We start from the raw sequence: 22,621 nt of genomic DNA on the forward strand, positions 1-22,621 counted from the left end.
TAGAATCACATCTCGGTATTCTTCACAGAGTATTTCAGTTGATTGGAAATGCCTCCTACACACGCAAAATGGCGGTGGATCTCTCTTACCGCCTCGAACGGCTTGTATATCTTTACGCCGATTGGCGTTTGCGGAAAACCACAAAGCAGCACACGCCAGACATCCAGCTGTGCGGCAACTACTACATTGACGTTAGCTGCGTGAATCAGCACGACATCGTGTACTCCTGTGGTGTTGGCAGGAACATCGAATTCGATGAGGCTCTGCACAAAGCGTTCGGCTGTGATATCCATATGTTCGACCCAACCCCGGTCGCCGTTGATTATATGGTAAAGGTAATGGATCGACTCTACCTGAAGTTCTATCCGTGGGGCGTATGGATTGAAGACAAGACCATGCCTTTCTATTTTAAGAAGGAAGAAAAGGGCAAACTACAGAACTTATCCATAACCAACCTCTTTCAAACCACCAAATACCTAGTTTTGGACTGCTACAGCCTGCCGACCATAATGAAACGGCTGTCACACAACCGGATCGACATCCTCAAGATGGATATCGAAGGCACCGCTATGCCCGTACTTGAGAAACTGATGGAAAGTGATATCTGCCCGAGACAAATGATTTTTGAACTCGAAAAGGGCCGAACACCGCTGCTGGAGTTTCACAAACGTATGCATCGACTGCTGCGACAGATTGAATCGAAAGGCTACGCCCTCTACTTTCAGCCGAGACAGAAGAAGAGCAAATACAACTTTCAGTTCCTTGCCGTGCGAGATAGTTAACTCTGCATAAACGGTTCTGTTGCAAAAATCGCTGCCTCGCTAATAGAATATTCTCTCTGGAGATTTAATATTATCCAGATGAAGCCCAAGCATCCGTTTAAGTGGCGGCACTATCAAGCCGAAATCATCCTGCTGTGCGTGGGGTGGTATCTTCGGTATCCATTGTCGTACCGCAACTTGGAGGAGATGATGACCGAGAGGGGGCTAAGCGTTGACCATACGACTATATATAGATGGGTGCAGCACTATGCCCCAGAACTAGAAAAACGGTGTCGTTCACATCTCAAGCCGACAAATGAAACAGGCGCGCGTGGATGAAACCTATATCAAGGTGAAAGGTAAGTGGAAATATTTGTACCGAGNTGTTGATTCTGCTGGCAATACTATTGACTTTATGCTGAGTGCCAAAAGAGATAAACGAGCAGCTAAACGTTTCTTCTGCAAAGCTTTAAAGATAACTTGCAATCAACTTCCTCGTGTAATTAATGTGGACAAAAACGCGGCTTATCCAACATCCATTGAAGAGTTGAAAGCCGAATCAACATTGACTCAAGCTTGTGAGTTACGCCAAAACAAATATCTAAATAATCTTGTGGAGCAAGACCATAGGTTTATCAAGAAGTTAGTCAATCCTGGTCTTGGCTTCAAATCATTTCACACCGCTAGAAGGACAATTATTGGTTATGAAATGATGAACACAATTAGAAAAGGACAGCTCCAAGGAGTGGCAAAAGGAGACATTTTAGGTCAAGTAGAATTCTTGTCTCAAATTTTTGGAGTTGCTGCATAAATCAATCTTGCTTCCCAGCAGTTATCACTCCAAACATTTTTTGCAACAGAACCGATTTTACTGAGGCAAGCTTGCGTTGTGTCAATTTTTCTAGAGCTGATCTAGCTAAGTCTATTTTTCTCCAAATTTTCAGTAGTATTTTATCTGTAACATTTAATCCGAATGGACAACTTTTAGCTATGAGTGACGCTTTAGGTAACGTTCACCTGTGGCAAGTTGATGATGTTCAACTACTTTTAACCTGTAAAGGACACAATGATTGGGTAAGATCAATAGTATTTTGTCCTGATGGTCAAACTCTAGCCAGTTGCAGTGATGACAAAACAATAAAACTCTGGAACGTTAGCAATGGTAAATGCCTTAAGGCTTTGCTCGAACACACCCACTGGGTAAGATCAATCATCTTTAGCTCTGACGGACGAACTTTAGCCAGTGGTAGTGCTGACCAAACAGTGAAGTTATGGGATATCCGCACTGGTCAATGTTTCAAAACTTTAACGGGACACAATGGTTGAGTGCGTTCAGTTACCTTTAGCTCTGATGGTCAGACTATAGCTACTGGTAGTGGTGATCAGATGGTGAAATTGTGGAATGTTCATACTGGTGAATGTCTCAAAACGTTAATAGGACACACCAACATAGTAAGATCAGTTAATTTTAGTTCAGACAGTAAATTTTTGATCAGTGGTAGCGAAGATGAGAGTATCAAGCTTTGGGATGTTGAAACAGGCGAATGCCTAAAAACTCTAACAGACAGACCTTACGAACGTATGAATATCACAGGCGTTACAGGTTTATCGGAAGCCGAAAAAGCCACGCTCAAAGCATTAGGCGCGATGGAAGATGAAAACTTGTAAAGTAGGAAATGATAATTATCTTTTTCATGCCGTCAACGGCACATCTTCCCCTGGTAAAAAAGCTAAAACTATATTATCTTCTGGAATACCCCTGGCAATTAAATCTTCAATAATTCCAGCTTCCATGCCATCATATTCAATCCAAACCTTGCCATCATGCAGCGTCACATAAATTAAATTACCTCTTATCCGTCGCCCTCTATCCCAACCTACTTGCATGAGGGCATAACGGTTTTGAGTATCATCAAATATAGTATCCAGCCGAATGTTCCCGTGCGATGGTCGTAACTGCGCGTATTGTGCAATAACTTGTTTAACTATTTGGCGATAGTGCGCGGTGGTATCCATTGCTTTACCTCTGCCTTCTCTACATCTACAATAATTAATTTCAAGGGTAGGTCATTAATAACAAGTTCACCTATCGGTTCGCTAAATATTTCATCATAGATAATATCGGTAATTGCCAAGTAAACTTCACGTCCTGGGTCAACTTTGTTTAGCAATAGTCGATAAAGAATATACTGACCTAGAGCTTGTTCTAAATCACCAATCGCAGATTTACTTCTAAAGTCTTTTATTTCTATCGCAATTCGGCTATTTTCTCTTTCTGCCCCGATGAAACGCCCCTGAATATTATTAATTTTATTAGATTTAGTTGCCCCAAGGTCTACAAATAAAAATCGCTCTCCGTAGGATATGACATAAGGATCAGCAGTAATATTCCAACCATCTTTAATAATCGCTTGTTTAACAATTTCATGAATTGCATCTCTTTGCGGCACTATATTAATACCTCATCAGCTTCAAACCTCTGTACTATAGCTTCAGTTCCTATTTCTCGTTAATTGCCCTAGTCGCTTTAACACACTCAAAACTGTATACAGTTCATTTCCTGGATTAAAAATGTAGAATAGCCGAGAAAAAGCATACTTTGGCGTTTCTTGTTTCACCAATTTCACAAATATAAAACTACCACCATTCGTGATTAGCCCGTAGGTTGGTTTGTCAGAGTTAGCGATCGCCAGCATATAAGCTAGAATTTGTGGTTTACCCACCTCCACAGAAAAAGCTGCCTGTTTAGACTCAATAACTACTACCACCAGCTGTTCAAACAAAACTAAGACATCAATATTACCTTTGACAATTACACCTTCATCTTCTGCCGAAATTTCCACAGACTTTTCTGATTTAACGTGAAAGGGAGATAAGTAAAAGTCTGCTAAATCCAACAGTGGAGATAACACCACCATCTTGACGGTGTTTTCAAGTAGGGGAGAATACTTCAGTAAGTTTGAATAAGCTGCTTTAACTCGGTCAAGTCGTTGCTTTTCCGAGTCTGTTATTTCTGGTAAGTCTTTTTGCCACTCTGTAAAAAATTGGTCATCCTCAGTCATCACCAGACCAAATCTAGTTTCTAAGTCAAGCAGGCTAATATCTTTTGCTTGTATTGTTTGAACCATTGTTTATAAAGCTTTCGAGACTAAGCAGATTTTTTTGTGCTTGGCTTCTTCTTTGATTTGGCAATCGGCTGAGGTGGAATTTTCTGGGCTTTTGGTTTCGGGGGTCGGCATTTTTCACAAAATAATGGTCGAGAAGGATAGCAAATACGTTCAACCACACCATTACATTCTTTACAGACAAAGCGATACACTTTTTGTCTAATCAGGCGAACGTGCGCTTTGACGTGAACTTCCTTTTTTTCCACTTGTGTCTGTCCCAATGAGTGCATCGTTAGGCTAATTTATCGAAATTTTTGGGGTTGTTGGAAAGGGTAGCGAGTTAGCGCAGATTTAAGAATTAGAGTATAACCCTAAAGTAACGGAGTACTATAAATTTGTATTTCCATTCATCATATATCAATATATGATGTCTCCATCTCCATATATGATGCTGAAATAACATTCCAAAAGTAAGGTCATGCAAGTTCGACTAGCTGTAATTAGCAACGCTGGGGGAAGTGGTAAAACTACGCTTTCGGTACACTTGGCATACGAACTAGGTCTTCGCAGCCTCCTTGTAGCGCTCTTTGACCTCGACCCGCAAGGGTCATTGACCCTCTTTTGTGGTTTGCAACCGCCAGAGCCGGAACAAACGCTGGCTGCTGTGCTAAAAGATAATTTTGACGGTTCTTGGCCTTTAACTCACTGCTGGAGCGAACACACTGATAAAGTGGTTATCTGTCAAGGTGGAATGGTATTGACTCAGACGGCGGATGAACTAGTGCTGCACAAACGCGGAGCCTACCTTTTAGGAGACTGCTTAACTGACCATCCACTTGAGCATGACCTAATTATCTTTGATTGCCCAGCGACTCTTGGACCTTTGCCTTTGATGGCTCTGGCTGCTTGTACTCATGTCATTATTCCCGTACAACTGGAACCAAAATCAATTCAAGGAGCAGCTCATTTAATAGAGTGGTACTACTACCATTGTAAGCACTTACGCCTAAAACCATCTCCAGAAATTATCGGGTTTGTCCCCAACCAATATGATTCTCGACGGGGTACTCATCGGTAGATGTTGGCTGCATTACCAGAACAGTTGCAGCAGATAAATATTCGTGCGTTTCCTGAAATTCGGGATAGCGCCGAATTTGTTAATGCTAGCGGTCAAGGATTGCCAATACATCTTTATCGCCCTAGCCATCCTGCTAAGGATGATTTTAAACAAATTACCTCTCAACTAGTAAATTTGATTGGAAAGCCAACTAATAAAACCAAAAAAACAAAATAATATTTATGTGCGCTCGTAAAACTCCTGACCTTACCAATTATTTTTCAGCAGCCAAGCAATCCCAGCAGTTATCTGAAGCTGAAGAAGAGATACAGCGATTAAGAGCAGAAATTGAAGAACTTCGTTCAAAAGGGTCGGCTGATTTGGAGGCGCATCTTAACGCACTGCGCGAGCAACTCCAATCACAAACGGGTATCCTGTCCATTCCCATTGAACAAATTGAGCCAAACCGAGAACAACCCAGACAGACATTTTTATCTGAAAGTATTGAATCAATGTCCCGTTCTTTGGCGAATGATGGACAATTGGAACCAATTATTCTTGTTCAGCGAGAGAAGTTAGTTATATTCGATGGGGAACGGCGTTGGCGTAGTGCCAAAACGTTGGGTTGGCAGAATCTCCAAGCTGTAATCATTCCAGAACCTGAAAGCTTACATCGCAAAGCACTACTAACCTCCCTACACCGCGAAGACCTCAATCCCCTCGATAAGGCAGAAGCGATTGTCCGAGAAATAGCAAGCAACACCGATCTAGAATCTCAAGATATTCCTCGTATTCTCTCTACAGTGGTGCGGCGGCTGAACGCACAAAAACGGATGAACTTTGTTGTAGAACTGATTACGGCTGACTCTCAAGAGCAACAGCAAGGTTTAGAAGATTTGGGGTTAAGTGATTCAGAAAAAGCAGTATTGGCATTATTGTTGGATTTACAGCTCAATCCCGCCTCTATTGATGCCAACATTTTCCCGATGCTGTCACTAGCATCAGACCTGAAAGCTGCTATCAGAAGCGGATTAAAAGGCGTTCACGCAATGGCACTACAAAAACTTTCAGCAAAAAATTTAGGAGTTAGCGAAGAAGACGCGCAATCAATTAGGGTGGATACAACGCAGGAAGTGATGACTAAGAAACTATCTGCTAGTGCTACCCGAAAATTAGTCTCGTCAGTCATAGAAAACCAAGCACAATCATCAACGCCTGCTGACAAAATTAAGCCAGTAGCAAAAGAGGCGCGTCGTCTGCAAAAACTTTCTTTAGAGTCGTTGAAGAAAGCTGAAAAAACTCAACTAGTGGAACTTCAAGAAGTTTTGCGTCAAAAGTTGGCAGAAATTGAAGAAGTTTTGAAGCAAAAGTAAGAGTACCAATAGTTCTGCCTGTGTTGTCAGGGTTGGCGCTTACAAATCAAAATCGAGTGTGAACGTCTCGTCGTCCGAAGCTTCTTGTTGCCGGGGTGTAGATGGAGTATCTTTTGGCTTACCTACAATATTTTCCTCTGTATCAATTGGGGTTAAAACTGGTGTATGTGTGACTACTTGTGGTTGTGTTGCAAAAACTTTTTAAGGGTAGAGCTTTCCCTATCAATCAGCTCTCGTTATGCAGCAACTAGGAAAATTTGCTCCACGAATTTTGCTTGTGCCCGAATGTCTCTATCGACTCCGTTGATTTGTCCTTTGCGAATCATGTTCATTGCTTCATATCCCCTCAAAGTTCGCCTTGCTGTATTGAAGGAAGCAAACCCCATCCCTGGATTGACCAGGCGTTTAATGAAACGATGGTCTTGCTCGACAATATTATTGAGATATTTGACTCTTCGCAATTCACTAGTTTTGGGGAGAGATTTGTCTGCATGGAGTAAATCGATGGCTTTGGGATAAGCCGCATTTTTATCGACATTAATGACTCGTGGCGAGGAGTTATGCACACAGTTCAAAGCCTTACGGAAGAATCGTTCTGCCGCACGTGCGTCTGTTTTGGCACTCAACATAAAGTCCAAAGTATTGCCTTGAGAATCTACTGCCCGGTACAGATATTTCCACTCACCCTTCACCTCAATATATGTCTCGTCAACCCGCCATGAATCATTAGTTGGTTTCAAGTGTGGTCTGCACCGCTTTTCCAGTTCGGGGGCATAAGCTTGAACCCAACGATACACCGTTGTATGGTCTACACTTAGTCCCCTCTCCAGCATCATCTCCTCTAGATTACGGTACGAGAGTGGGTAGCGTAAATACCAACGCACGCACAGCAGGATAATGTCGGATTGGAAGTGACGCCACTTGAAGGGGTGCTTGCGGTTCATCAACGGGATCAGTTTGGCTTTAGACAGTCTTCCCTAAGTATATCTACCAGACCCACTCCAGTTTTTGCAACACAACCTTGGAAAGTGGTCAAGCGTAAACCAGGTAAGGGTTTTAAAGTGTTGCCGGGCGCGTTGGATAGTGGAGAGAACTCTAGCTTGGTTGGTGCGCTATCGACGGTTGACTATTGATTATGAAACTCTACCTGCCAGTTCAGAAGCTTTCATCTATACAGCTATGGTAAGGCTCATGCTCAGACAACTAGTGTAACCATTTATACTTTCTCAACATCCTCTCAGAGGGGCGATCGCAAAGCAAGAGGGGTTAAGGACTTGCAAACAAATTGATGAGTATGCAAATAAGATTGCCACTAATTACTCCCGGTTCGCTCATTTTTTAGGTACTTAGAAAAAGTACGGAACGAAAGAATAAGGGTTTCAGCTTTTGTTCACCAGAGCGATCGCGCTTTGGCTTATATCCGTGACCAATACATTGGTTCAAAAGTACTATAGATCGCATATCTTAAACCTTGATTAAAGCTAGATTTTTCAATTTTCCTAACTTGAAAAAAATGGGCGAACCGTCAGTTCTTATACAGGAATAATACGAAAATTTCCTGAATTTCACACCTCAAATCCCACACCAATAGGCCCAAGGTGCGAACGCTCTGGTTGCATCCAAGAAAGGAGTAGCGATACGCCTTTATGCGTAATCGCTTCGCTTATCGCCCCTCATTCCACCACCCCCAACACCCCCAGAATCTCCCTCACAGGTGCTTTTTCTGACTCTAACTGCTGAATTTGGGGCAACAGGCGTTTGGGGATGTAGTTGCTTTTGTAAATAGTCTTTCCTCCAGAATGAATCTGCCAGTCGTACCAAGCTTGCTGATACTGCTTACCGTTCTTCTTAGTTATAGTTCACCACTGTATTTTTCCCGTACCCTCGCCTCGACTCCGCCTTTTAGTACTAACAGTTGAGTGAACTGTTAGTACTTCAGAAGACTCCAACTCACACTCAACATTAGTACTAACAGTTGGGCTAACTGTTAGTACTGCTGGAACAGAAACAAAACCGTGTGGGTCAAACACTTCTTTAAATTTCTCCCAGTTCTCCCCCCAGTACACCAAACAGTGAGACTGTCGTGCAGGTAGCTTGGGCTGGTAGTTGGCATCGAGGAATTTGATTGTGCCCTTCCAAAAACACACAGGCTGCACCTTCAACACCGGACTAAGCCAGTTAGTGTCAGTGGCGGCGCTTACTAGAGCGATCGCCTCACTCACCCGTCCAGCTTCCACCTCAGCTTGCAGCTTCTCCATCCACTTACCAGGACAGCTGTAGGGGGGGGTTCATGAATACGCGCCCAAGCCACTCCCTATCAAGCCCGTTATCAAGAGCGGTGTAATGTAGCCGTGCCGGAATATGTTTGCCATCGTCGGCGTAGGGGTCGGTGTCAATTTCCCCTAGCACCTGGACTACCAGTTCAACAAGTTGGGGTGGAGTGTACCAACAGTCAGAGGATTTGGGTTTTTTAGATTTTGGAGGTTGGGAGTTTTCCCCTTTCCCCTTACCCTTTTCTGTTTTCCCCTTCTTCGATGAGTCCGTTGAGGTAGAGTACCCGCCGGAGGGCGATTTGAGCAAGCCGATTGTCGAGACAGTTTCCGAGGGCGGCGCGACGGGCGCGAGTAATTCCGTCGCCGCTCGACACTCCTGGGGCGATGTCCACCCCGGCGGCAGTCCGAACTGTAGTTCTAGCCATTGTGGGTTGTAAACCTCGTTTTTCTGGATAATTCCCAATTTCTTCGCAGCTGCTTCTGATTTGGTCGTACCAGGGGGTCGCCCGTTCCCAGCAAAGCTCAAGGCTCCGGGACGTGGCAACAAGCAAGAGCCTTTCTCCTTGCCAGAGAGTGCCGTACTGGGCTGTTGGGACAACAACCCATTGTGCATCGTACCCACTGCCATGAAGCTCCCGGAGCATCTGCCGAAAATATGTGCCGGGTTCGTCTCCGGGAATAATGGGAGCTGATAGCAATCCAGGCACGTTTTCGATGACTGCAAACTTGGGTTGAACTCGTCTAACTTGTTGCAAGACGGCTGGGATACAGTCTCTTGGGTCAGCGCTTCCAAGTCGCTTTCCTTCAACTGTGAATGGTTGGCAGGGAGGGCTGGAAGTGATGATATCTGCATCTCCTCTTTCAAGCCAGAGTTCGCGCACATCTGGGTAGATGGTGACACCTCTGAAGCGATCGCGAAGTCGGTCACAGCAGAATTGGTCAATTTCGCAGAGTCCACACAATTGGATTCCTCCTGTAATAATTCCTACAAGGGGGAAACCTGCACCGACTCCTGAGCAGAGGTCAATTTGTCGGAGCATTTCATACTTCCTCCCCACAGTTCGCTACCACTGCCTTGTCAGCCTCAGCTAATGCTACCTGGTGGCGTTCGGCTGCCATTATCTCTTCGTCATGGGTACGATCGTGTTGTCTCAAGCTTTTTGCTGCCGCAGTTTGCTTAATTCGCTCTTGAATCAGTGCTACTTTATTAAGGGTCGTCTGTCGCCAATTTTCTCGTTCAATCCGGTCTAACTCTTGACAAATGGCGGCTCTTAGCCTCATGTCTATACAGCCTTCTAAATGAAGGTAGCTTGTACCAGCCGAGCACCCAGGCGCTTGACAAACTGGAATGCGATCGCGATCGTAGTCGTACTCTGGAATTACCAGGCGAACTAAATTTGGTTGGACTTTGCCCGTATCCTGGCAGCAGAAGCAATTCCACGACGGTTGCCAGATTTCTTTTTCGTATCCCGGTTCGTCCTCGCGGCGTATTGGTTCTGGGGGGAGTTGTGGCAGTTTCATAATTCATCTCCCCAAATTAGGTTTTTAGAGTTAGCCCACTTGTAAAAATCCTCCCTCTCCTTATCGCGTGAGCCATTTTCGTAAATAAATGCAGCGAACCCCAACGAGCGAATTTTATCCAGCCATTCCTGACAACGGGGGTCGTTCTCCCACTTGCTGCTAGTTGCCACACCACTGGGGGTTTTTCGCCACTGGGCAGCTAACTCTTCAAAATTCGCCTCAATCCATTTGAGAGGCAATTCGGGCGGTCTGGGAAGCTGGGCGGCTTTGTTCTTCCCAAACTCTAAAAAACTCTCTCTTTCGCCTTCTGAGAGAGAGTCTAAAAAGTCTATATATATCTTATTAATCTTAGAGTTCTGGGGTTCAGTCTCCACAAGCGTTTCAGACTCCGCGTGGTGCGTAGCGATCGATCGCGGTGCGTAGCGATCGCGCTGGGTGCGTCATCACACCCTGGGTGCGTCATCACACCTTGGGTGCCTTCACACACCACAGGTGCGTCATCACACCATATCCCCTTAGCCATCACCTTGGCTTTGACTTGCAGTAGTTCTAAATCAATGAATCCTTTTGCATCCAGTTCCTTTAGGGCGCGGCTTACGGTTTGCCTGTGAACTATGCGTTCTGGCTTTGACAGTAGACGAGCTATTTCTGCACAATTAATCTCTATCCCTTGGTTATAGGGGTCAGTGGTGCGGATGTAGTACAGTACAGCAAGTTGTGCTTGCGTTAATTCTCGGCAAGCTTCTAACCATTCCTCTGGCTGGAGTGGGTAAAACTTCCCTTGAATTTTTACGCCGTTTTGCGTCATAATGTACCTCATAAGGAAAATAAAAATTACGAATCCAAACCCCATCCGGCCAGATAGGGGTTTATTTTTTGGCTGCACACAACCCACATCAAAGTAGACTTCTCACTGCTAAGAAGATTCTGTGTCGGCTTTTGTTGATGAACAAAAAAGTTTTTATTGCTAATCTATTGTTGTATCGCCATATAGCGGAAGGCGATATTTAGATGCACCATTAAAGGTAAAATCAACAAGCCGATGATATAGTTGTGATTAGCCTCAGCCTGTGTTTTGGCTAACTCCATCAGTCGATGTTGGTTTAACATTGACTGAAAGGGTCTAAAATTTTTATAATTAGCCGATCGCTGTATAAATCTATCATCCTGTTAGCACATAAGCTAATTCTGTAATGAAAGTTAACAATATTGACTTGGCGGATTCATTACCTGTGTCACCTCTATCAACGTCGTTTGATGCGACGATAAGGTTCTATAGGATTAGTGCAAAAGAGTTATCAAAGTTGACAGGAGTTTCTGAGAATCACATCAGCGAATTTCGTCGGGGCAAGCGTGATGTGAGTACCACCGTTCTCTCAAAACTGTTGGACGGTGTAGATAACCTTGCGCCTGGTTCTAGACAACACTTTTTTAAATTGGTGTCTAATCAAAAGCAATCACCATCTTCTTTTGGGCAGTCACTTGTAGAGATTATTCAAAATGCTGACGAAGATGAACTGTTAGACGCAATGAGTGCGATCGCCAACAGAGTCCGCCATTTGCGCAGTCAGCTTGTATCATAAGCTGCTTGAAAGCACAGTAATTATCCTGATTTTTGCCTACTTGCAGGTTGAAGAATTTTGTGTTACCAATATCAGCAACTCCCAATATTGCGTGCTTGTAGCTGGTAGATGGTAGTACATTTTGTCTATTGTCTTTCATCGTACTTGTTACATTTATCACCCTGTTTATTGCAAGTTTAATCTAGAAATTGATACACGAAATAGCTTGATAATTGCTGGTTATGTAAGAAATACACACAGTTAATGCGAAACATTCATAATATCTTTACTTAATAACTTTTCGTTAATCTTCGACCTGTAAGTAGCAAAGGTTTTGAGTGTAGAGGTACAGGAGCGATTGATAGCATAAAGCATTCTTAGTTAGGGATGGAAGGACGACGACAAAGAGTCTTCTAAGAGAGAGCGATTTTTTTCGGGGGAGAGAGGCGACAATTTAGCAGGGGTTCTCAACATTAATCATCCCAAAGAAAGTGAAACTTGGTAGATGCAAGTTCAGTGTAACGAACAGTGTGCTGAATATTTTTATGCCCCAAGTAACTCTGAATTGTCCGAGTGTCAGTGCCTCGATTCGCCTTGGGGTAACCTGTTCCATGCCGCAGCATATGGGCATGAACTCTAAAAGGTAGACCAGCCAACTTAGCAGCCCGTTCAACAATGCCGGTGATCGTATCATGTGCCAACGGGCCACGTCGAGAGGACTGGAAAATATAGGGACTAACAGGATAATCTCGTTGCAGCTGACGGAGAGAACGAATTTCCTCAGAGTAAAGAGGATGAGTAGACGGAGTACCTTTTTTAACCCGCTTCACGTAAATTGTTCCACCATTCCAATCTATTTGTTCCCAGCGCAGAGATGCCACCTCTGCCACTCGCAATCCGTGACGGTAGATCAACAAAATTAGGGTTGAGTCGGGCGTGAGCGTGACGACCCTTGGATTTTTTGATAGCTGACCGCATCAATTCAACTTCTTCTGGTTACAGTCTCCTCCTATTTAAAAATGGCGGAGCCTAGCACAGCACCCTTAAGGGTGCTGTGCCACCACCACAATAAATCATCGGGCTTGCTGAACATATAAAAAGGCTCCGCCATTTTTAAATTCATTACATCGAAGGTAACAAATGTTCTCTAGTCCTGACTGAGGAGTATTTGCGAGAGTTAGGCGATTGACGCTCTTCTTTTTGATTTTTACCAACTTTCGGTACTTGGACGAGCTGCTTGACCATGACCCAAACTCCTGAAAAGCTTGGGGTATACGAGTTGATTTTACCAACTTAGACACGAAAGTTGGTAAGCACATAGACATAAAAATTAAGCCAGTCTTCTACAGAAATTTGTGCTGTTAAAGTAAGTTTAATAACATTGAGATGGGGTATTTTAAAGCATGAAGCATTAGAGTACTGCAAGCTCACTATCAACCCTAAATCCGGGATACCATTGCTGGAATTTACTAACCCACTCATCATTTAAAACTTGCGTTCGGACTTGAATAAGGAGATGGCAACATCCAGGAGTCCACCGCATTTGTTGTTTTTTAACGAATCGTTTGCTAATAACTTGATTGACAGCAGATTCTACAAACGAACTGGAAATACGCTCTCCATTACGGTAGCGTTCGCCATAATTTGGAATATACTGACCATTATTTGAGATGTAGGTTTCAAATTCCTCTAAATGATCACAGAGTTTTTCTGCCTCCAGGCTTGGTTCAGTATCATAATCATCTGAAGCTAATGCACAGGCACTGTCAATTAAATCTTCAATTTTTGATAATGCTTTAAATACATTCCCATGCCACAAATACCACTTTAAAGAGGTCAAATCTTTTTGGATGGATTCGCTCGAAATACCTGTTTCCAAATCTTCTTTAGTGATACCTTTGGCAATTTGTTTCATCACAGTTATCCGCATTGTGATATGAAACCAATCGAGTATATGTTCTGCATTAGGATTCAGATAATACTGTAGGTCACGAATACTTTCTTCACCATCTGATAAAAATGTGACCTGTTGGTTCATTTGCATTCCTTGGGATTTTAGCACCTCAAATATACGGCGTTGGGGTTTGGTATCGTAACAATAAACCATTCCAAAACGCTTGGATGTACCGTCTGCTTTTATACTCTTGCCTGCAATAACTTGAAACTGACCTGCTGTTTTAGTTTTTCTGTTATAGAAACGAACATATCCTCCATCCATACCTACTACCAACGGTAAATCAGGTTTGGGAAGCCTATCCCAATCTCTCTGGCAACCCTCAAATAATATTCCTGCTTCTTCTGGTAACTCCGATTCCAAACGCTTACCAAGTGAGTGTAGATTGTTGCGTATAGATGTAGCGTTTATTTCTCCTTCTAATGGTAGTAATTCTTGTAAGAGTTTGCTGGACAGTCCATAGGACATTAGAGATGCAAATTTTGATTCTAGGTAGAGCAATTCCGGTGATGTGCGCTCTTTTAGCAGGTTGGCTACTGGGTTAAAACTACGATTTGCTTGCTCGGTACAAGCACAGTGAAATAATCGATGACATTGCAGTTTTAATTTACCGAAAGGTGTCCTTTGTGTGATTGTCCGCTTATCTTTATGCAATAACTTTTTGCCACAATCTGAGCATAATTCTTGCTGTTTTTGATATAGAGCTATTTGTTGATTAACTATGCTGCGTTGTGTCTGAAGCAATAATTCTTTGCCTTGAGCTAGCGTTAGTCCTAAGTTTTCAGGCTGTAGATTACCCTTTTCAATTTGTAAAATTTCTTGAATTAATTGGGTTTCTCCTGATTCTGATTCAACAACTACTTGGATTTTAAATTTCACACTATCCCCTTGAACAATTACAGCGACTCCCTGTCTCCGGTAGCGTATTTTAGTAGATTTTGGTTGACTTTTTGACGGTCGAAACGGTTTTGATAAACTGAAAGCCAAGTGAGTAGTTCGCTTGCTTCTTCTCTACTCATGTCAAATTTTTTATTTTCCAACATTTGAGCAAAACGCTCTAACACATCCCCAATAAAAAACTCTTCCCTTGCTTTCATGAAGCCCCAAGGGCCACCACAGTTCTCTGGGGGACAAACACCTTTACCACCAGTGCAGATTGGGTAAGTTTGGTTTGGATCTGGAGTAAGTATCGCTTCTAGTCTGATTTGATGCCGCCACCAATAACGCCATGCACCCATGAATGGGCAAATACTGAAGTCATATTCGTATAAAAACTTTTCTTTCTCCCGCAACCCAAGGGACGAGAGTTTTACTTCACAGGCGCGTTCGCGTAGCGGCTGCTTTGCAGCATCGCTAAAAATTGTTCCCCCTGGTTGGGTAATCCCATAATACTTACCGTGAATGATGAAATGATGTAGGTGAATATCTTCCCACCCCATTGCCAGCTGGATCGTGTAATGTAAATCTTTTATTGTGGTGTCGCTTTTGACAAGTATGCGCCGCCTTCCGCATGGGGCTGATGCCAAGCAGTACTATCTTTAGTTGATAGATGGCTTTTTCAGAACAATCAGACATTAAGCTATCTTACCGCGTTATGTCCGTCATCTCCCCTGAAAAAAATCGCTCTCCTAATACTCTAATTGGTACTTGAGAACACGCCATAGCTTTTCTGCTTTTCTGCGTTCTGCTGCGATTTCACGGATAGTTTCCGCAGCTTTTTTAGCTGGATGTGATTTTAACTCCAAAAATTCGGCTTTCTTGATATCTTGCAAATAATAAAAATCTGTATAGGCTTGGGCTAACCAAGGAAACCCCAAAGATTTTTCTCTTGCCAATGTTTCTATTGCCTGCTTGTCTTCCTGAACTTTTCTTGCCCACTCAGCTTGTTGTTGTTGAACCTGTCTTCCCCACTCAGCTTGTTCGTGACTGAACCTCGCCTCTCTTTGGTCAAGTTGATCAAGTCTAGGCTTGAGTTTGGTGTACAGTTGAGCTTTATTAGCTTTGTCAACAACCCATGAGACAACACCAATAATTACGGCGATGCCGAGGAGGATAATCACTAACTCCATATTTTTGTATAGATTACTTCGCTAAGTTTACAAACTGTTGATCTGGTAGCGCCGCTACTACACCAGTGATCGATATTCTTTAATATTCCTTAGAAAGCTCTATACCCAGATTCTAACTTTTCAATCCATACTTTACTTTATTTTTTCGCTCATCTAGAGTCTGTGATATTCCTATCTGCACCACAATATTGGTTCAGTTTCATCAATTGGTTTTGTCATTTTTCATCAGTGCTTCCAACTGAGCCAACAACTTCTCTACCTTGGCTTTTTTCTTTGGGTCATCTAACACCTTGGATTGTTTCAACTTGCGAAAAGTACTATCAACCTGGTCTTTTATTGATAGGGTTTCTGGTAAAAATTGCTGCTCAATTTCTCTAATCTGCTTTTTAATTTCGTTTAATGACAAATTATAGGCTCGCGCATCCTCTAGAAGTTGCTTTCTAGTCTCCTCATCTTGAACTCGTGCGATCGCCCGTGCCTTGGTGTACTCCAGTGTCCCAGAACGCAGGACTTCTAGCACATCAGCAGGAAGATTGAGCAGTGGTAGACGATTCTTAACAAATGACTCCCAACTCATCCGCCCTAACGAGCCAAATAACTCTTCAATTACCTGGGTTTGGGGTTGAGACATAACGTTATGTCTCAGTTCGGAATTGCGATCGCAAACGTTTCTCATCCGATTAAGATGACTAATTACTTCATCTCGTGTCATCTCTATTCGTAACGCCAATAGTTCGAGGATACCTTCAGTTTCTTCTAGGGGGTTAAGGTCTTCGCGTTGCAGGTTCTCAACGAGACGCACTTGGTATGTAGTCGCATCGTCCATTTCCCTAACAACAACAGGAACCTCTGTTAAGCCTGCCATTAATGCTGCTTTGTAGCGTCGTTCCCCCGCTACCAATTCATAATCGCCTTCAGTCAGCGGACGCACTAACAAAGGTTCAAGGATGCCCAATTCTTTAATCGAGCGTGATAGTTCTTCCAGCTTTTGAGGGTCAAAGTAGCGGCGGGGTTGTGAGGCAGGAAGTTTGATTTTAGTAATGGCGATAGTGTTAGTAGCGTTGGCTTTGTTATCAGGTTGTGTAACACTGCTGCCAAATAACAAATCAACAGGTTTTTTGATGGCGGCGTAAGGTTCGTTGCGTTTGCTGCTCATGGTAAATCGAGTTTTTCTAAACTACTCGCTATTTTTTTGAGGACACCGACAGCAGGATGATTTTTATCAAACAATGCCAAGGGTACTCTATGCTCGGACGCATCGGCAAAGGCAATAGTTTTGGGTATAGGTGGGTAAACAGTACCAATATCTGATAGTTGTTCTTGCACAGCTTTAACAGTACGGGACTCTTGGGCAGTGCGACTATCAAACATGGTCGGGATAAATCCAGCAAATTGTAAAGTGGGGTTGGTGTGACTCCTAACTTGGGCGACTGTACTAAGTAAAAGTTCTGTCCCTTTGAATGATTTAAATTGGCACTGGATAGGGACAAGAATGTGTGTGGCAGCAGTTAGGCTGATAATGCTAAGTAACCCCAAAGATGGGGGACAGTCAATCAGAATAAAGTCGTATTTATCTTGCACTGTCGCCAGGGCATTTTTAAGGCGATATTCTCTGGCGATCGCACCGCTAAGCTGCATTTCACTAGCTGCCAGATTAATGTCAGCCGGGACAAGCGCCATACCATGAATTAATTGAGGATGTATAGGCAATGGCTTGTTGTCAACAATTGCTTGCTGGATGGTCTGGTCTAATTCATCGGGTTCGAGTCCCATGAAGGTAGTCAAGCTAGCCTGCGGGTCCATATCCACCAGCAGGACGCGACGTTTTTTGAGTGCCAGGTGATAGCCCAAATTCTGGGTGAGCGTCGTCTTTGCAACGCCTCCACTTTGGTTAAATAGTGCAATGATGCGGGTTTTGCTCACGAGTGATAAATTGCGATCTGAAAAAATTGATTGCCCCTTATACCGCAGATTGTAGCGTCGGCTAGGAGGCAATACAACTACTGATTTTTTAAATATTTAAGTTTTTCTGGCAATGCATTTTTGGAATTTTTGGCATAGCATAAAGCAATGACAAAGTATTCTCAGATAGTCGAAGTCAACCAGCTGCTGGGCAGTGAAGAGATTGTTCAGCAGTACACCAAGCCACAAACTCAGGAGAAGGTGAACAAACGAGCCTTTGACTTGGCTTTTAGTCGGTGGCAGGTGATGCCCAAGGCTGTTAGCGAGGGGTGGCAACACCCACAGATGGCTCACCTCAAGATGGTGATTAGGTGAGCGATCGCACAGAGCATGAATTCCAGTCTCTGGTCAAAAATTTCTGAAAATACGAACAATATTCCTGCAACGCCTCAAATTCTGAAAAATATCAATTGACCAAAGTCAAAGTTGTAGACTAGGCGTAATACATTTAAAAGTTAACGACTAAGGCAATGCTCCCAAGGGTAGCCGCCCAAAGGGTGAACACCTCAGATTTTCTCATAAGGTAAAGTGAATCTTTAAAAAATCACTATGCTGGACAATCAATCAGAATTAGATGCATGGATTCAAAATCCAGGTGATACAGAACTTGCTGAACTCTTCCGGGAAATCGAAGAGTGTGAAAAGCGTTTTGACGCGAAGTTGAAAAAACTAAAATCTCTATCAACGGAGATTACCGATCGCGCATTAGCTCTAGAATTTGATTGCGCGAAGTTCATCTACCAAGTGCGTCAGGATCTAGACAAATGAGTTAAAGACTTTGAAAGCAAGCGTTAGCAATGGGTAACAGAAAACTAAATTACGCTTGAAATAAAATGTACGCTCATCTGACCTATGGCAAACGTCAATCCAGAACAAGGCGTTGCTGCCAACTTGGGGGTCTACACCACTCTTAGCGGCTGATGTCTAATGAAGTGCGATCGCACCCCACAACAAAAAACCGGGCGCGTTAAGTACCGAGGCGAGAAACAAGAAACAAAAGTGTGAATGACGGTATCCCAAGAAGACAGCAAACAAAGCACCTGGATGGATTTTTAAGGTTGCTAGAGGTTGTGATTCATGAGTAAACACCTTCATCTGTGGCAGAAACTCAACCAACGGCAGCAAGCCACCCTCACTGCAATTTACCGCGCTGACCAGTCTGCGGAGGCAGCACAAAAAGAAGCTTGGCTATTAGGTTCAACCAGAGATCCTGCTGCTGTGTGGCGTAATCTGCAATATTATTTTGAACCCACAAGCTATGAAACTTTATTGCACAGGTTGCTACGAGAAGCTGGTGTAGTTGACCAGGGACTAGGTTCAACTCTGCGGGTTTTGGAAGGACACAACTTAATTCAATGTAATTATGACGGTAGTGAATTAATTTCCATCAAGCTCACCACAACTGGCCGTGCTGTCGCTCGTGCTGGCTTAGGAGAATCCGCACCCAAAAAGCCGCCCAAAGGGCAATTAAAACCAAGGCAGTGGGAAGCACTAGTCACTGCCTATCAAGCAGGTGAGAACGGCATAAGTGACGCAAGCTTTGGAGATTACGCTGGCTTTAGTTGGCGATGGACTTGGTTGAGACTGCGAGATTATTACAAAACCGATAACGGCCTAGTTAAAGAAGTAGGCTACTGGAAAGACGGTAAGCACTCAACCAAGCTGGTTATTACTCAATCAGGGATAGAGTTTTACCGTCAGCAGTGGGAAAAATACCGCGCTCTTTACCCTGATGTGAATGCGCCTATTCCTGAGTAGTTGTCAACTCCAGATATAGCGAGAAGCAGAAAATCTTAGCTAACACTAAAACCAACCAAAACTAAAGTAGTGACAATTAAAGAAGCAAAAACAGCTTGGATAACGTATTTGCGTTGTTCCCAAATTGCAGGGTACTCAGCATAGTACATCTTGGGTTCGGTTGCGTAGTTATTGAGAACGCCGTCTTCATTAACTGTGGTATACATAGCTCGTTTCCTTTATTTGTTATCTTATGTAAAGTAATATAACAATATTGTTACAAAAGGTCAACCTGACTTGACAACAAAGGGCTGATAGCGTTACTAAGAGGTGCTTATCAGGAATGGGGGCGATCGCTCTAGGTTTTGCGGGGATTGTTGTGAGGTGTGGTAGCACATGAACTTTGGTTCTACCTGGAAGTTGCGATCACCCACCGATACCTCTGATTCAACAATGATTGCAACCCCAATACAGGCGGTGCAAATCGTTTTTTTCAAGTCTTACCGGGAAGGCGTTGACCGTTGCAGCATCACCCACACCAGAACTCGGACGAGGTTGGTCACAGAGCCAACGAGGGCAGTAATGAGAATAGCGATCGCCAGAATAATCGCTGTTGGAGACTCGCCATGCTCCACAATAGGCATGGGGTCGATAGGGACGATTGGTGGGACAGTCTGGTGGGTTGGAGTAGGCTGTTGCTGATTCATTTGAGCATTCCTCGATTGAGTTGATAATTTCAGGATCAAGGAATTATCAAAGTCTCAAGGCTCAGATCTGGTTTCAGATTTGGCTCAGCCATTAGACTTTGAAAAGTGACAAAATAAATTCAAGCTCACTCAACTCCATCAGCTATGGCGGCTTCAATCAGGGCATCTGAACAGGGTTTGCAAATCGTTGACCAGGCGAGACGAAAGAAGGGGTGGACAAAAACCGAGGAAGCCTGGTACGGACTTGCACTGACCTCAAAAGCAACCTTGAAGCGTTTCTGGTTAAGAGAACCCATTCAGCAAGAAATATTCATGGCTATCTGTAAGGCGGTTGGGATTGACGATTGGGAGGCGATCGCTGACTTTTCCTCTCAATCTTCAGAGGGCAAACAATCAGTTTCCTCCTTCACGTCCCCCCGTCCGCTCGTTCTAGACGGCAGCATAACTCAAGATGAAGTGAATAAAATTTTAAGGCTATTCTCGACACGCGATGCTGCTGTATTAGACAAGAACACGGAAAAGTTTCTGGGAACACAGCTAAATATGCAGGAAATCAAGGGCGGTTATTCAAATGGCTATATTTCGTGTTCAAAAATGACTACTTCAGTCTTACAGATAGAGATTGCGGAGCAAAACCAAGCGACTCGTGATATAGCTTGCAATCCGGGCTTCTTTTCAGATCGGGAGTTTGATGTAGATTATGTGGTGGAGGTAAGGGAAGACTACGAACATAACAATAAACCCTCACATTCAGGATTCATTTCTTACTTTCTTAGAAAAGCCGACAAGGGCTTTAAGATAGTGAACTTGAGAAGTCGAAAAGAGGGGCAATTGCACTAGCACGGTCTAACACTGCACTCCTACACTGGTTCGAGTGTTGGCGGTGTCCGAAAGGGTATCTGCCGCCGATGACTTCAGCCTTATACGGCTAGAATTGTAGTCTACGGATCAGTTCTTGAGTCGAGAACAGTTGTGAGGCTCCATTCCAATCGAGAAGACTTATCAAGATTTCTAGTTCACTTGACAAGAGACTATGAGGGGAAAAGGGCAAAAGAGAACCTACTAAATATTCTCAAAGATCAAAAGATAGTTGCTCGCAACGCTCACTGTTTAGTGAAGTATAAAATAAATCAGATGGGTTTCAGCAGTCTGCTAAGACAAAGCTTTAACACTGTTTGTTTTACAGAGACTCCTTTGACCCAAATTAAGCAACTTACTGCTGAGATAAAGGATAGAAAAATCCAATTGAAGCCGTATGGTTTAGTCTTTTGGAAAGAGAAACTTTTTGATAAAGGAGCAAGTCCAGCGATATACATTAATGCGAAGGGAACTCCTATAAAAGAATTTATTCTAGACGAATTTGATCGGGTATTCGAGGATGTAAGGCAATTAAAAGAACTTAAGAAAACTGAGAAAGAGCATTACAAAAGTATTGTCCACTATTATTCGCTGATAAATGTAGTGAGCGACGAACACGATTTTTTGTGGGAACGAGAGTGGAGACATCACGGCGATTTCTACTTTGACTACACAGATGTAGTAGCGATCATCGCTGAAAACCCTCAATATTTTGAAAAGTATTGTGAAAGGAATCTTGATTATAACCAGTTAGAGGATATTGAGAAAATACCGATTATCAACCCAGACTGGAATTACGAAGAAGTAATAGAACAATTAGCAATTACTATTTGGGATAAGCTTCAAAATGTACGTAGAACTTAGTATTGTTTAATTCCTAGCTTGCTGTCTACACATCAGTCGCTCACATGAGTATTGGAAAATAAAGCCAATCAACGCTGTCAAGAAAAATATAAAACATAACTAAATAGTTAAAAATGAACTCACCAGAAGAATATCTCAAACGAACAGAAAGCGCGGTCATTAAGATTTTCGACGGAATTAATTCATATCTCAAAATTTTACGTGATGCACTACCACCTGTCTACGTAGGTAATTTTGGAGATACACAAAACCAAAGACTTGTTTACAAGAACTGGGTAGCTTCAAATAGAGCCGCAATCCAATCATCACTCGAAGCACAGAGAGAATTTTCCGCAGAGAGTTTTGCACTTGCTACACTATGCGGTTCTTTACTTCAAATTGCAGCGATGGGAATTCAATGGTTTTCTGAGAATAAGGAGATACCTGAAGATGTACCTGAAGATTTGCGCTTACTGATAAAGACCGGAACAAAGACTGCTAAATTCTGCATAGGGCGCAGGATTCGCAGCGTACCTATCGGGTTAGCGATCTACGCTGCTCGTAATCAATTTAACCACATGGATGATGAAGAGCTTAGAGAGCCAAACATAACTATATTTAATTTACTTGCGTACAATCATGGTGTTGCCGTAGAGCAATGCTTCAAAGATCCCGCATTCGATTTAGAGAATAAAGTGTTGATTAATTTCTCTAGCAATATTACGGCGCTTCTTGAGTGGAGGAATTACGAATCTTATCATTCAGATATGCATTCACTCATTGTCGCGGGCTAACAAATCGTTGGAGCGAACAGACGAAAGCCCTTGGTGCTGAGTT

General features: G+C 43.2%; 29 protein-coding genes and 4 pseudogenes. 13 read left to right on the forward strand and 20 right to left on the reverse strand.

Annotated features, from left to right (window positions below; all coding sequences use genetic code 11):
* The first annotated feature begins 38 nt into the window (after positions 1-38).
* The 3 genes and pseudogenes from FIS9605_RS41455 (at position 39) to FIS9605_RS46795 (ending at position 2,429) form a co-directional block, all read left to right on the forward strand.
* Positions 39-782, forward strand: a complete 744-nt coding sequence (locus FIS9605_RS41455) for an FkbM family methyltransferase (protein WP_231510523.1) — start codon at positions 39-41, stop codon at positions 780-782.
* A 78-nt stretch (positions 783-860) separates the two neighbouring features.
* A protein-coding gene (locus tag FIS9605_RS38870) for an IS6 family transposase (protein WP_231510524.1) occupies positions 861-1,572 on the forward strand; the annotation gives its coding sequence in 2 pieces (ribosomal slippage) (positions 861-1,079 and positions 1,081-1,572; 711 coding nt in all).
* A 35-nt stretch (positions 1,573-1,607) separates the two neighbouring features.
* Positions 1,608-2,429: pseudogene (locus FIS9605_RS46795) on the forward strand (WD40 repeat domain-containing protein).
* A 24-nt stretch (positions 2,430-2,453) separates the two neighbouring features.
* On the opposite strand, the gene FIS9605_RS0131035 reads toward FIS9605_RS46795, so the two are convergent.
* From FIS9605_RS0131035 to FIS9605_RS0131045, 3 genes are read right to left on the reverse strand one after another with little or no spacing between them, the layout of a single operon-like run.
* Entirely contained in the window at positions 2,454-2,777 is a 324-nt protein-coding gene (locus FIS9605_RS0131035; RefSeq protein WP_026736024.1) for a XisI protein, read from the reverse strand.
* A complete protein-coding gene (locus FIS9605_RS0131040) occupies positions 2,747-3,211 on the reverse strand; it encodes a XisH family protein (RefSeq protein WP_026736025.1) in 465 nt (154 codons plus the stop codon). Before FIS9605_RS0131040 ends, FIS9605_RS0131035 begins: the two co-directional genes overlap by 31 nt.
* 42 nt (positions 3,212-3,253) lie before the next feature.
* On the reverse strand, positions 3,254-3,889 hold the full coding sequence (locus FIS9605_RS0131045) for a hypothetical protein (RefSeq protein ID WP_026736026.1): 636 nt from the start codon (positions 3,887-3,889) through the stop codon (positions 3,254-3,256).
* Between the two features lie 457 nt (positions 3,890-4,346).
* Here FIS9605_RS0131045 and FIS9605_RS38875 point away from each other — a divergent pair.
* A pseudogene (locus FIS9605_RS38875) lies at positions 4,347-5,162 on the forward strand (ParA family protein).
* Positions 5,163-5,167: 5 nt separating this feature from the next.
* On the forward strand, positions 5,168-6,298 hold the full coding sequence (locus tag FIS9605_RS0131060; RefSeq protein ID WP_026736028.1) for a ParB/RepB/Spo0J family partition protein: 1,131 nt from the start codon (positions 5,168-5,170) through the stop codon (positions 6,296-6,298).
* 236 nt (positions 6,299-6,534) lie between these two features.
* Here the strand turns inward: FIS9605_RS0131060 and FIS9605_RS0131065 are convergent, their stop codons facing one another.
* Positions 6,535-7,242: an IS6 family transposase gene (locus FIS9605_RS0131065; protein WP_026736029.1), complete on the reverse strand. Its 708-nt coding sequence runs from the start codon at positions 7,240-7,242 to the stop codon at positions 6,535-6,537.
* Between the two features lie 99 nt (positions 7,243-7,341).
* On the opposite strand from FIS9605_RS0131065, the pseudogene FIS9605_RS44505 reads away from it, so the two are divergent.
* Positions 7,342-7,510 (forward strand): annotated as a pseudogene (locus tag FIS9605_RS44505) (transposase); the annotation flags it as partial.
* 126 nt (positions 7,511-7,636) lie between these two features.
* Here FIS9605_RS44505 and FIS9605_RS46270 read toward each other — a convergent pair.
* The 7 genes from FIS9605_RS46270 to FIS9605_RS43360 all read right to left on the reverse strand — a co-directional run bounded on the left by FIS9605_RS46270 (position 7,637) and on the right by FIS9605_RS43360 (position 11,202).
* A complete protein-coding gene (locus FIS9605_RS46270; protein ID WP_269321088.1) occupies positions 7,637-7,759 on the reverse strand; it encodes a hypothetical protein in 123 nt (40 codons plus the stop codon).
* Positions 7,760-8,157: 398 nt separating this feature from the next.
* Positions 8,158-8,556 (reverse strand): hypothetical protein, encoded by a 399-nt coding sequence (locus FIS9605_RS0131075; protein WP_026736031.1) that lies wholly within the window; start codon positions 8,554-8,556, stop codon positions 8,158-8,160.
* 248 nt (positions 8,557-8,804) lie between these two features.
* Positions 8,805-9,611 (reverse strand): DNA cytosine methyltransferase, encoded by an 807-nt coding sequence (locus FIS9605_RS0131080; protein ID WP_026736032.1) that lies wholly within the window; start codon positions 9,609-9,611, stop codon positions 8,805-8,807.
* A gap of 1 nt (position 9,612) precedes the next feature.
* On the reverse strand, positions 9,613-10,092 hold the full coding sequence (locus tag FIS9605_RS0131085) for a hypothetical protein (RefSeq protein WP_051470206.1): 480 nt from the start codon (positions 10,090-10,092) through the stop codon (positions 9,613-9,615).
* Positions 10,089-10,466 carry a hypothetical protein gene (locus tag FIS9605_RS40110; protein ID WP_051470207.1) on the reverse strand — a complete coding sequence of 126 codons (378 nt, stop codon included), beginning with the start codon at positions 10,464-10,466 and terminating at the stop codon, positions 10,089-10,091. Before FIS9605_RS40110 ends, FIS9605_RS0131085 begins: the two co-directional genes overlap by 4 nt.
* Positions 10,421-10,900 carry a hypothetical protein gene (locus FIS9605_RS38880; RefSeq protein WP_155960605.1) on the reverse strand — a complete coding sequence of 160 codons (480 nt, stop codon included), beginning with the start codon at positions 10,898-10,900 and terminating at the stop codon, positions 10,421-10,423. The genes FIS9605_RS40110 and FIS9605_RS38880 overlap by 46 nt, the downstream gene beginning before the upstream one ends.
* 164 nt (positions 10,901-11,064) lie before the next feature.
* Complete coding sequence (locus FIS9605_RS43360) at positions 11,065-11,202, reverse strand: hypothetical protein (RefSeq protein ID WP_155960606.1); 138 nt, start codon at positions 11,200-11,202, stop codon at positions 11,065-11,067.
* Positions 11,203-11,285: 83 nt separating this feature from the next.
* Between FIS9605_RS43360 and FIS9605_RS0131100 the strand changes: the two genes are divergently transcribed.
* Entirely contained in the window at positions 11,286-11,675 is a 390-nt protein-coding gene (locus FIS9605_RS0131100; RefSeq protein WP_026736034.1) for a helix-turn-helix domain-containing protein, read from the forward strand.
* Between the two features lie 452 nt (positions 11,676-12,127).
* On the opposite strand, the pseudogene FIS9605_RS0131105 reads toward FIS9605_RS0131100, so the two are convergent.
* From FIS9605_RS0131105 to FIS9605_RS0131130, 7 genes and pseudogenes are all read right to left on the reverse strand, one after another.
* A pseudogene (locus FIS9605_RS0131105) lies at positions 12,128-12,577 on the reverse strand (tyrosine-type recombinase/integrase); the annotation flags it as partial.
* Positions 12,578-12,776: 199 nt separating this feature from the next.
* The gene (locus FIS9605_RS46275) at positions 12,777-12,899 is read right to left on the reverse strand and encodes a hypothetical protein (RefSeq protein WP_269321089.1); all 123 of its coding nucleotides are present in this window, start codon (positions 12,897-12,899) and stop codon (positions 12,777-12,779) included.
* A 166-nt stretch (positions 12,900-13,065) separates the two neighbouring features.
* Positions 13,066-14,487 carry an ISKra4 family transposase gene (locus FIS9605_RS0131110; RefSeq protein WP_026736036.1) on the reverse strand — a complete coding sequence of 474 codons (1,422 nt, stop codon included), beginning with the start codon at positions 14,485-14,487 and terminating at the stop codon, positions 13,066-13,068.
* Positions 14,488-14,504: 17 nt separating this feature from the next.
* The gene (locus tag FIS9605_RS40115; RefSeq protein ID WP_072032444.1) at positions 14,505-15,134 is read right to left on the reverse strand and encodes a plasmid pRiA4b ORF-3 family protein; all 630 of its coding nucleotides are present in this window, start codon (positions 15,132-15,134) and stop codon (positions 14,505-14,507) included.
* A gap of 102 nt (positions 15,135-15,236) precedes the next feature.
* Positions 15,237-15,677 (reverse strand): hypothetical protein, encoded by a 441-nt coding sequence (locus FIS9605_RS0131120; RefSeq protein ID WP_026736037.1) that lies wholly within the window; start codon positions 15,675-15,677, stop codon positions 15,237-15,239.
* A gap of 202 nt (positions 15,678-15,879) precedes the next feature.
* Positions 15,880-16,833, reverse strand: coding sequence for a ParB/RepB/Spo0J family partition protein (locus FIS9605_RS0131125; RefSeq protein WP_026736038.1), 954 nt, complete (start codon positions 16,831-16,833; stop codon positions 15,880-15,882).
* Positions 16,830-17,600 carry a ParA family protein gene (locus tag FIS9605_RS0131130; protein ID WP_026736039.1) on the reverse strand — a complete coding sequence of 257 codons (771 nt, stop codon included), beginning with the start codon at positions 17,598-17,600 and terminating at the stop codon, positions 16,830-16,832. Before FIS9605_RS0131130 ends, FIS9605_RS0131125 begins: the two co-directional genes overlap by 4 nt.
* A 147-nt stretch (positions 17,601-17,747) precedes the next feature.
* Here FIS9605_RS0131130 and FIS9605_RS0131135 point away from each other — a divergent pair, with 147 nt between their 5' ends.
* The 3 genes from FIS9605_RS0131135 (at position 17,748) to FIS9605_RS0131145 (ending at position 19,397) form a co-directional block, all read left to right on the forward strand.
* Positions 17,748-17,954, forward strand: a complete 207-nt coding sequence (locus FIS9605_RS0131135) for a hypothetical protein (RefSeq protein WP_026736040.1) — start codon at positions 17,748-17,750, stop codon at positions 17,952-17,954.
* Between the two features lie 234 nt (positions 17,955-18,188).
* Positions 18,189-18,407, forward strand: a complete 219-nt coding sequence (locus FIS9605_RS0131140; protein WP_026736041.1) for a hypothetical protein — start codon at positions 18,189-18,191, stop codon at positions 18,405-18,407.
* A gap of 309 nt (positions 18,408-18,716) precedes the next feature.
* A complete protein-coding gene (locus FIS9605_RS0131145) occupies positions 18,717-19,397 on the forward strand; it encodes a hypothetical protein (RefSeq protein WP_026736042.1) in 681 nt (226 codons plus the stop codon).
* Positions 19,398-19,432: 35 nt separating this feature from the next.
* On the opposite strand, the gene psb34 is transcribed toward FIS9605_RS0131145, so the two are convergent.
* Both psb34 and FIS9605_RS0131155 read right to left on the reverse strand, forming a co-directional pair.
* Positions 19,433-19,603: a photosystem II assembly protein Psb34 gene (gene psb34, locus FIS9605_RS43365; protein WP_017307359.1), complete on the reverse strand. Its 171-nt coding sequence runs from the start codon at positions 19,601-19,603 to the stop codon at positions 19,433-19,435.
* Between the two features lie 273 nt (positions 19,604-19,876).
* A complete protein-coding gene (locus FIS9605_RS0131155; RefSeq protein WP_026736043.1) occupies positions 19,877-20,083 on the reverse strand; it encodes a hypothetical protein in 207 nt (68 codons plus the stop codon).
* 144 nt (positions 20,084-20,227) lie between these two features.
* Between FIS9605_RS0131155 and FIS9605_RS0131160 the strand changes: the two genes are divergently transcribed.
* The 3 genes from FIS9605_RS0131160 to FIS9605_RS0131170 all read left to right on the forward strand — a co-directional run bounded on the left by FIS9605_RS0131160 (position 20,228) and on the right by FIS9605_RS0131170 (position 22,578).
* Positions 20,228-20,923, forward strand: a complete 696-nt coding sequence (locus FIS9605_RS0131160) for a hypothetical protein (protein ID WP_026736044.1) — start codon at positions 20,228-20,230, stop codon at positions 20,921-20,923.
* Between the two features lie 180 nt (positions 20,924-21,103).
* Entirely contained in the window at positions 21,104-21,805 is a 702-nt protein-coding gene (locus FIS9605_RS0131165) for a hypothetical protein (RefSeq protein WP_155960607.1), read from the forward strand.
* Between the two features lie 113 nt (positions 21,806-21,918).
* Complete coding sequence (locus FIS9605_RS0131170; protein WP_026736046.1) at positions 21,919-22,578, forward strand: hypothetical protein; 660 nt, start codon at positions 21,919-21,921, stop codon at positions 22,576-22,578.
* The last annotated feature ends 43 nt before the right edge of the window (positions 22,579-22,621 follow it).

Origin of the sequence: Fischerella sp. PCC 9605 (assembly GCF_000517105.1) — a bacterium.
GTDB lineage: Bacteria > Cyanobacteriota > Cyanobacteriia > Cyanobacteriales > Nostocaceae > PCC9605.

Coding starts and splice junctions, on each gene's coding strand:
- FIS9605_RS0131120 (WP_026736037.1), bottom strand. CDS start 15,677: ATGGAGTTAGTGATTATCCTCCTCGGCATCGCCGTAATTATTGGTGTT.
- FIS9605_RS38880 (WP_155960605.1), bottom strand. CDS start 10,900: ATGACGCAAAACGGCGTAAAAATTCAAGGGAAGTTTTACCCACTCCAG.
- FIS9605_RS0131080 (WP_026736032.1), bottom strand. CDS start 9,611: ATGCTCCGACAAATTGACCTCTGCTCAGGAGTCGGTGCAGGTTTCCCC.
- FIS9605_RS0131065 (WP_026736029.1), bottom strand. CDS start 7,242: ATGAACCGCAAGCACCCCTTCAAGTGGCGTCACTTCCAATCCGACATT.
- FIS9605_RS46270 (WP_269321088.1), bottom strand. CDS start 7,759: ATGCGATCTATAGTACTTTTGAACCAATGTATTGGTCACGGATATAAG.
- FIS9605_RS0131100 (WP_026736034.1), top strand. CDS start 11,286: ATGAAAGTTAACAATATTGACTTGGCGGATTCATTACCTGTGTCACCT.
- FIS9605_RS0131155 (WP_026736043.1), bottom strand. CDS start 20,083: ATGAATCAGCAACAGCCTACTCCAACCCACCAGACTGTCCCACCAATC.
- FIS9605_RS0131135 (WP_026736040.1), top strand. CDS start 17,748: ATGACAAAGTATTCTCAGATAGTCGAAGTCAACCAGCTGCTGGGCAGT.
- FIS9605_RS0131075 (WP_026736031.1), bottom strand. CDS start 8,556: ATGGAGAAGCTGCAAGCTGAGGTGGAAGCTGGACGGGTGAGTGAGGCG.
- FIS9605_RS0131160 (WP_026736044.1), top strand. CDS start 20,228: ATGGCGGCTTCAATCAGGGCATCTGAACAGGGTTTGCAAATCGTTGAC.
- FIS9605_RS46275 (WP_269321089.1), bottom strand. CDS start 12,899: ATGGTCAAGCAGCTCGTCCAAGTACCGAAAGTTGGTAAAAATCAAAAA.
- psb34 (WP_017307359.1), bottom strand. CDS start 19,603: ATGTATACCACAGTTAATGAAGACGGCGTTCTCAATAACTACGCAACC.
- FIS9605_RS0131145 (WP_026736042.1), top strand. CDS start 18,717: ATGAGTAAACACCTTCATCTGTGGCAGAAACTCAACCAACGGCAGCAA.
- FIS9605_RS0131125 (WP_026736038.1), bottom strand. CDS start 16,833: ATGAGCAGCAAACGCAACGAACCTTACGCCGCCATCAAAAAACCTGTT.
- FIS9605_RS0131085 (WP_051470206.1), bottom strand. CDS start 10,092: ATGAAACTGCCACAACTCCCCCCAGAACCAATACGCCGCGAGGACGAA.
- FIS9605_RS0131140 (WP_026736041.1), top strand. CDS start 18,189: ATGCTGGACAATCAATCAGAATTAGATGCATGGATTCAAAATCCAGGT.
- FIS9605_RS0131045 (WP_026736026.1), bottom strand. CDS start 3,889: ATGGTTCAAACAATACAAGCAAAAGATATTAGCCTGCTTGACTTAGAA.
- FIS9605_RS0131170 (WP_026736046.1), top strand. CDS start 21,919: ATGAACTCACCAGAAGAATATCTCAAACGAACAGAAAGCGCGGTCATT.
- FIS9605_RS0131060 (WP_026736028.1), top strand. CDS start 5,168: ATGTGCGCTCGTAAAACTCCTGACCTTACCAATTATTTTTCAGCAGCC.
- FIS9605_RS43360 (WP_155960606.1), bottom strand. CDS start 11,202: ATGTTAAACCAACATCGACTGATGGAGTTAGCCAAAACACAGGCTGAG.
- FIS9605_RS0131035 (WP_026736024.1), bottom strand. CDS start 2,777: ATGGATACCACCGCGCACTATCGCCAAATAGTTAAACAAGTTATTGCA.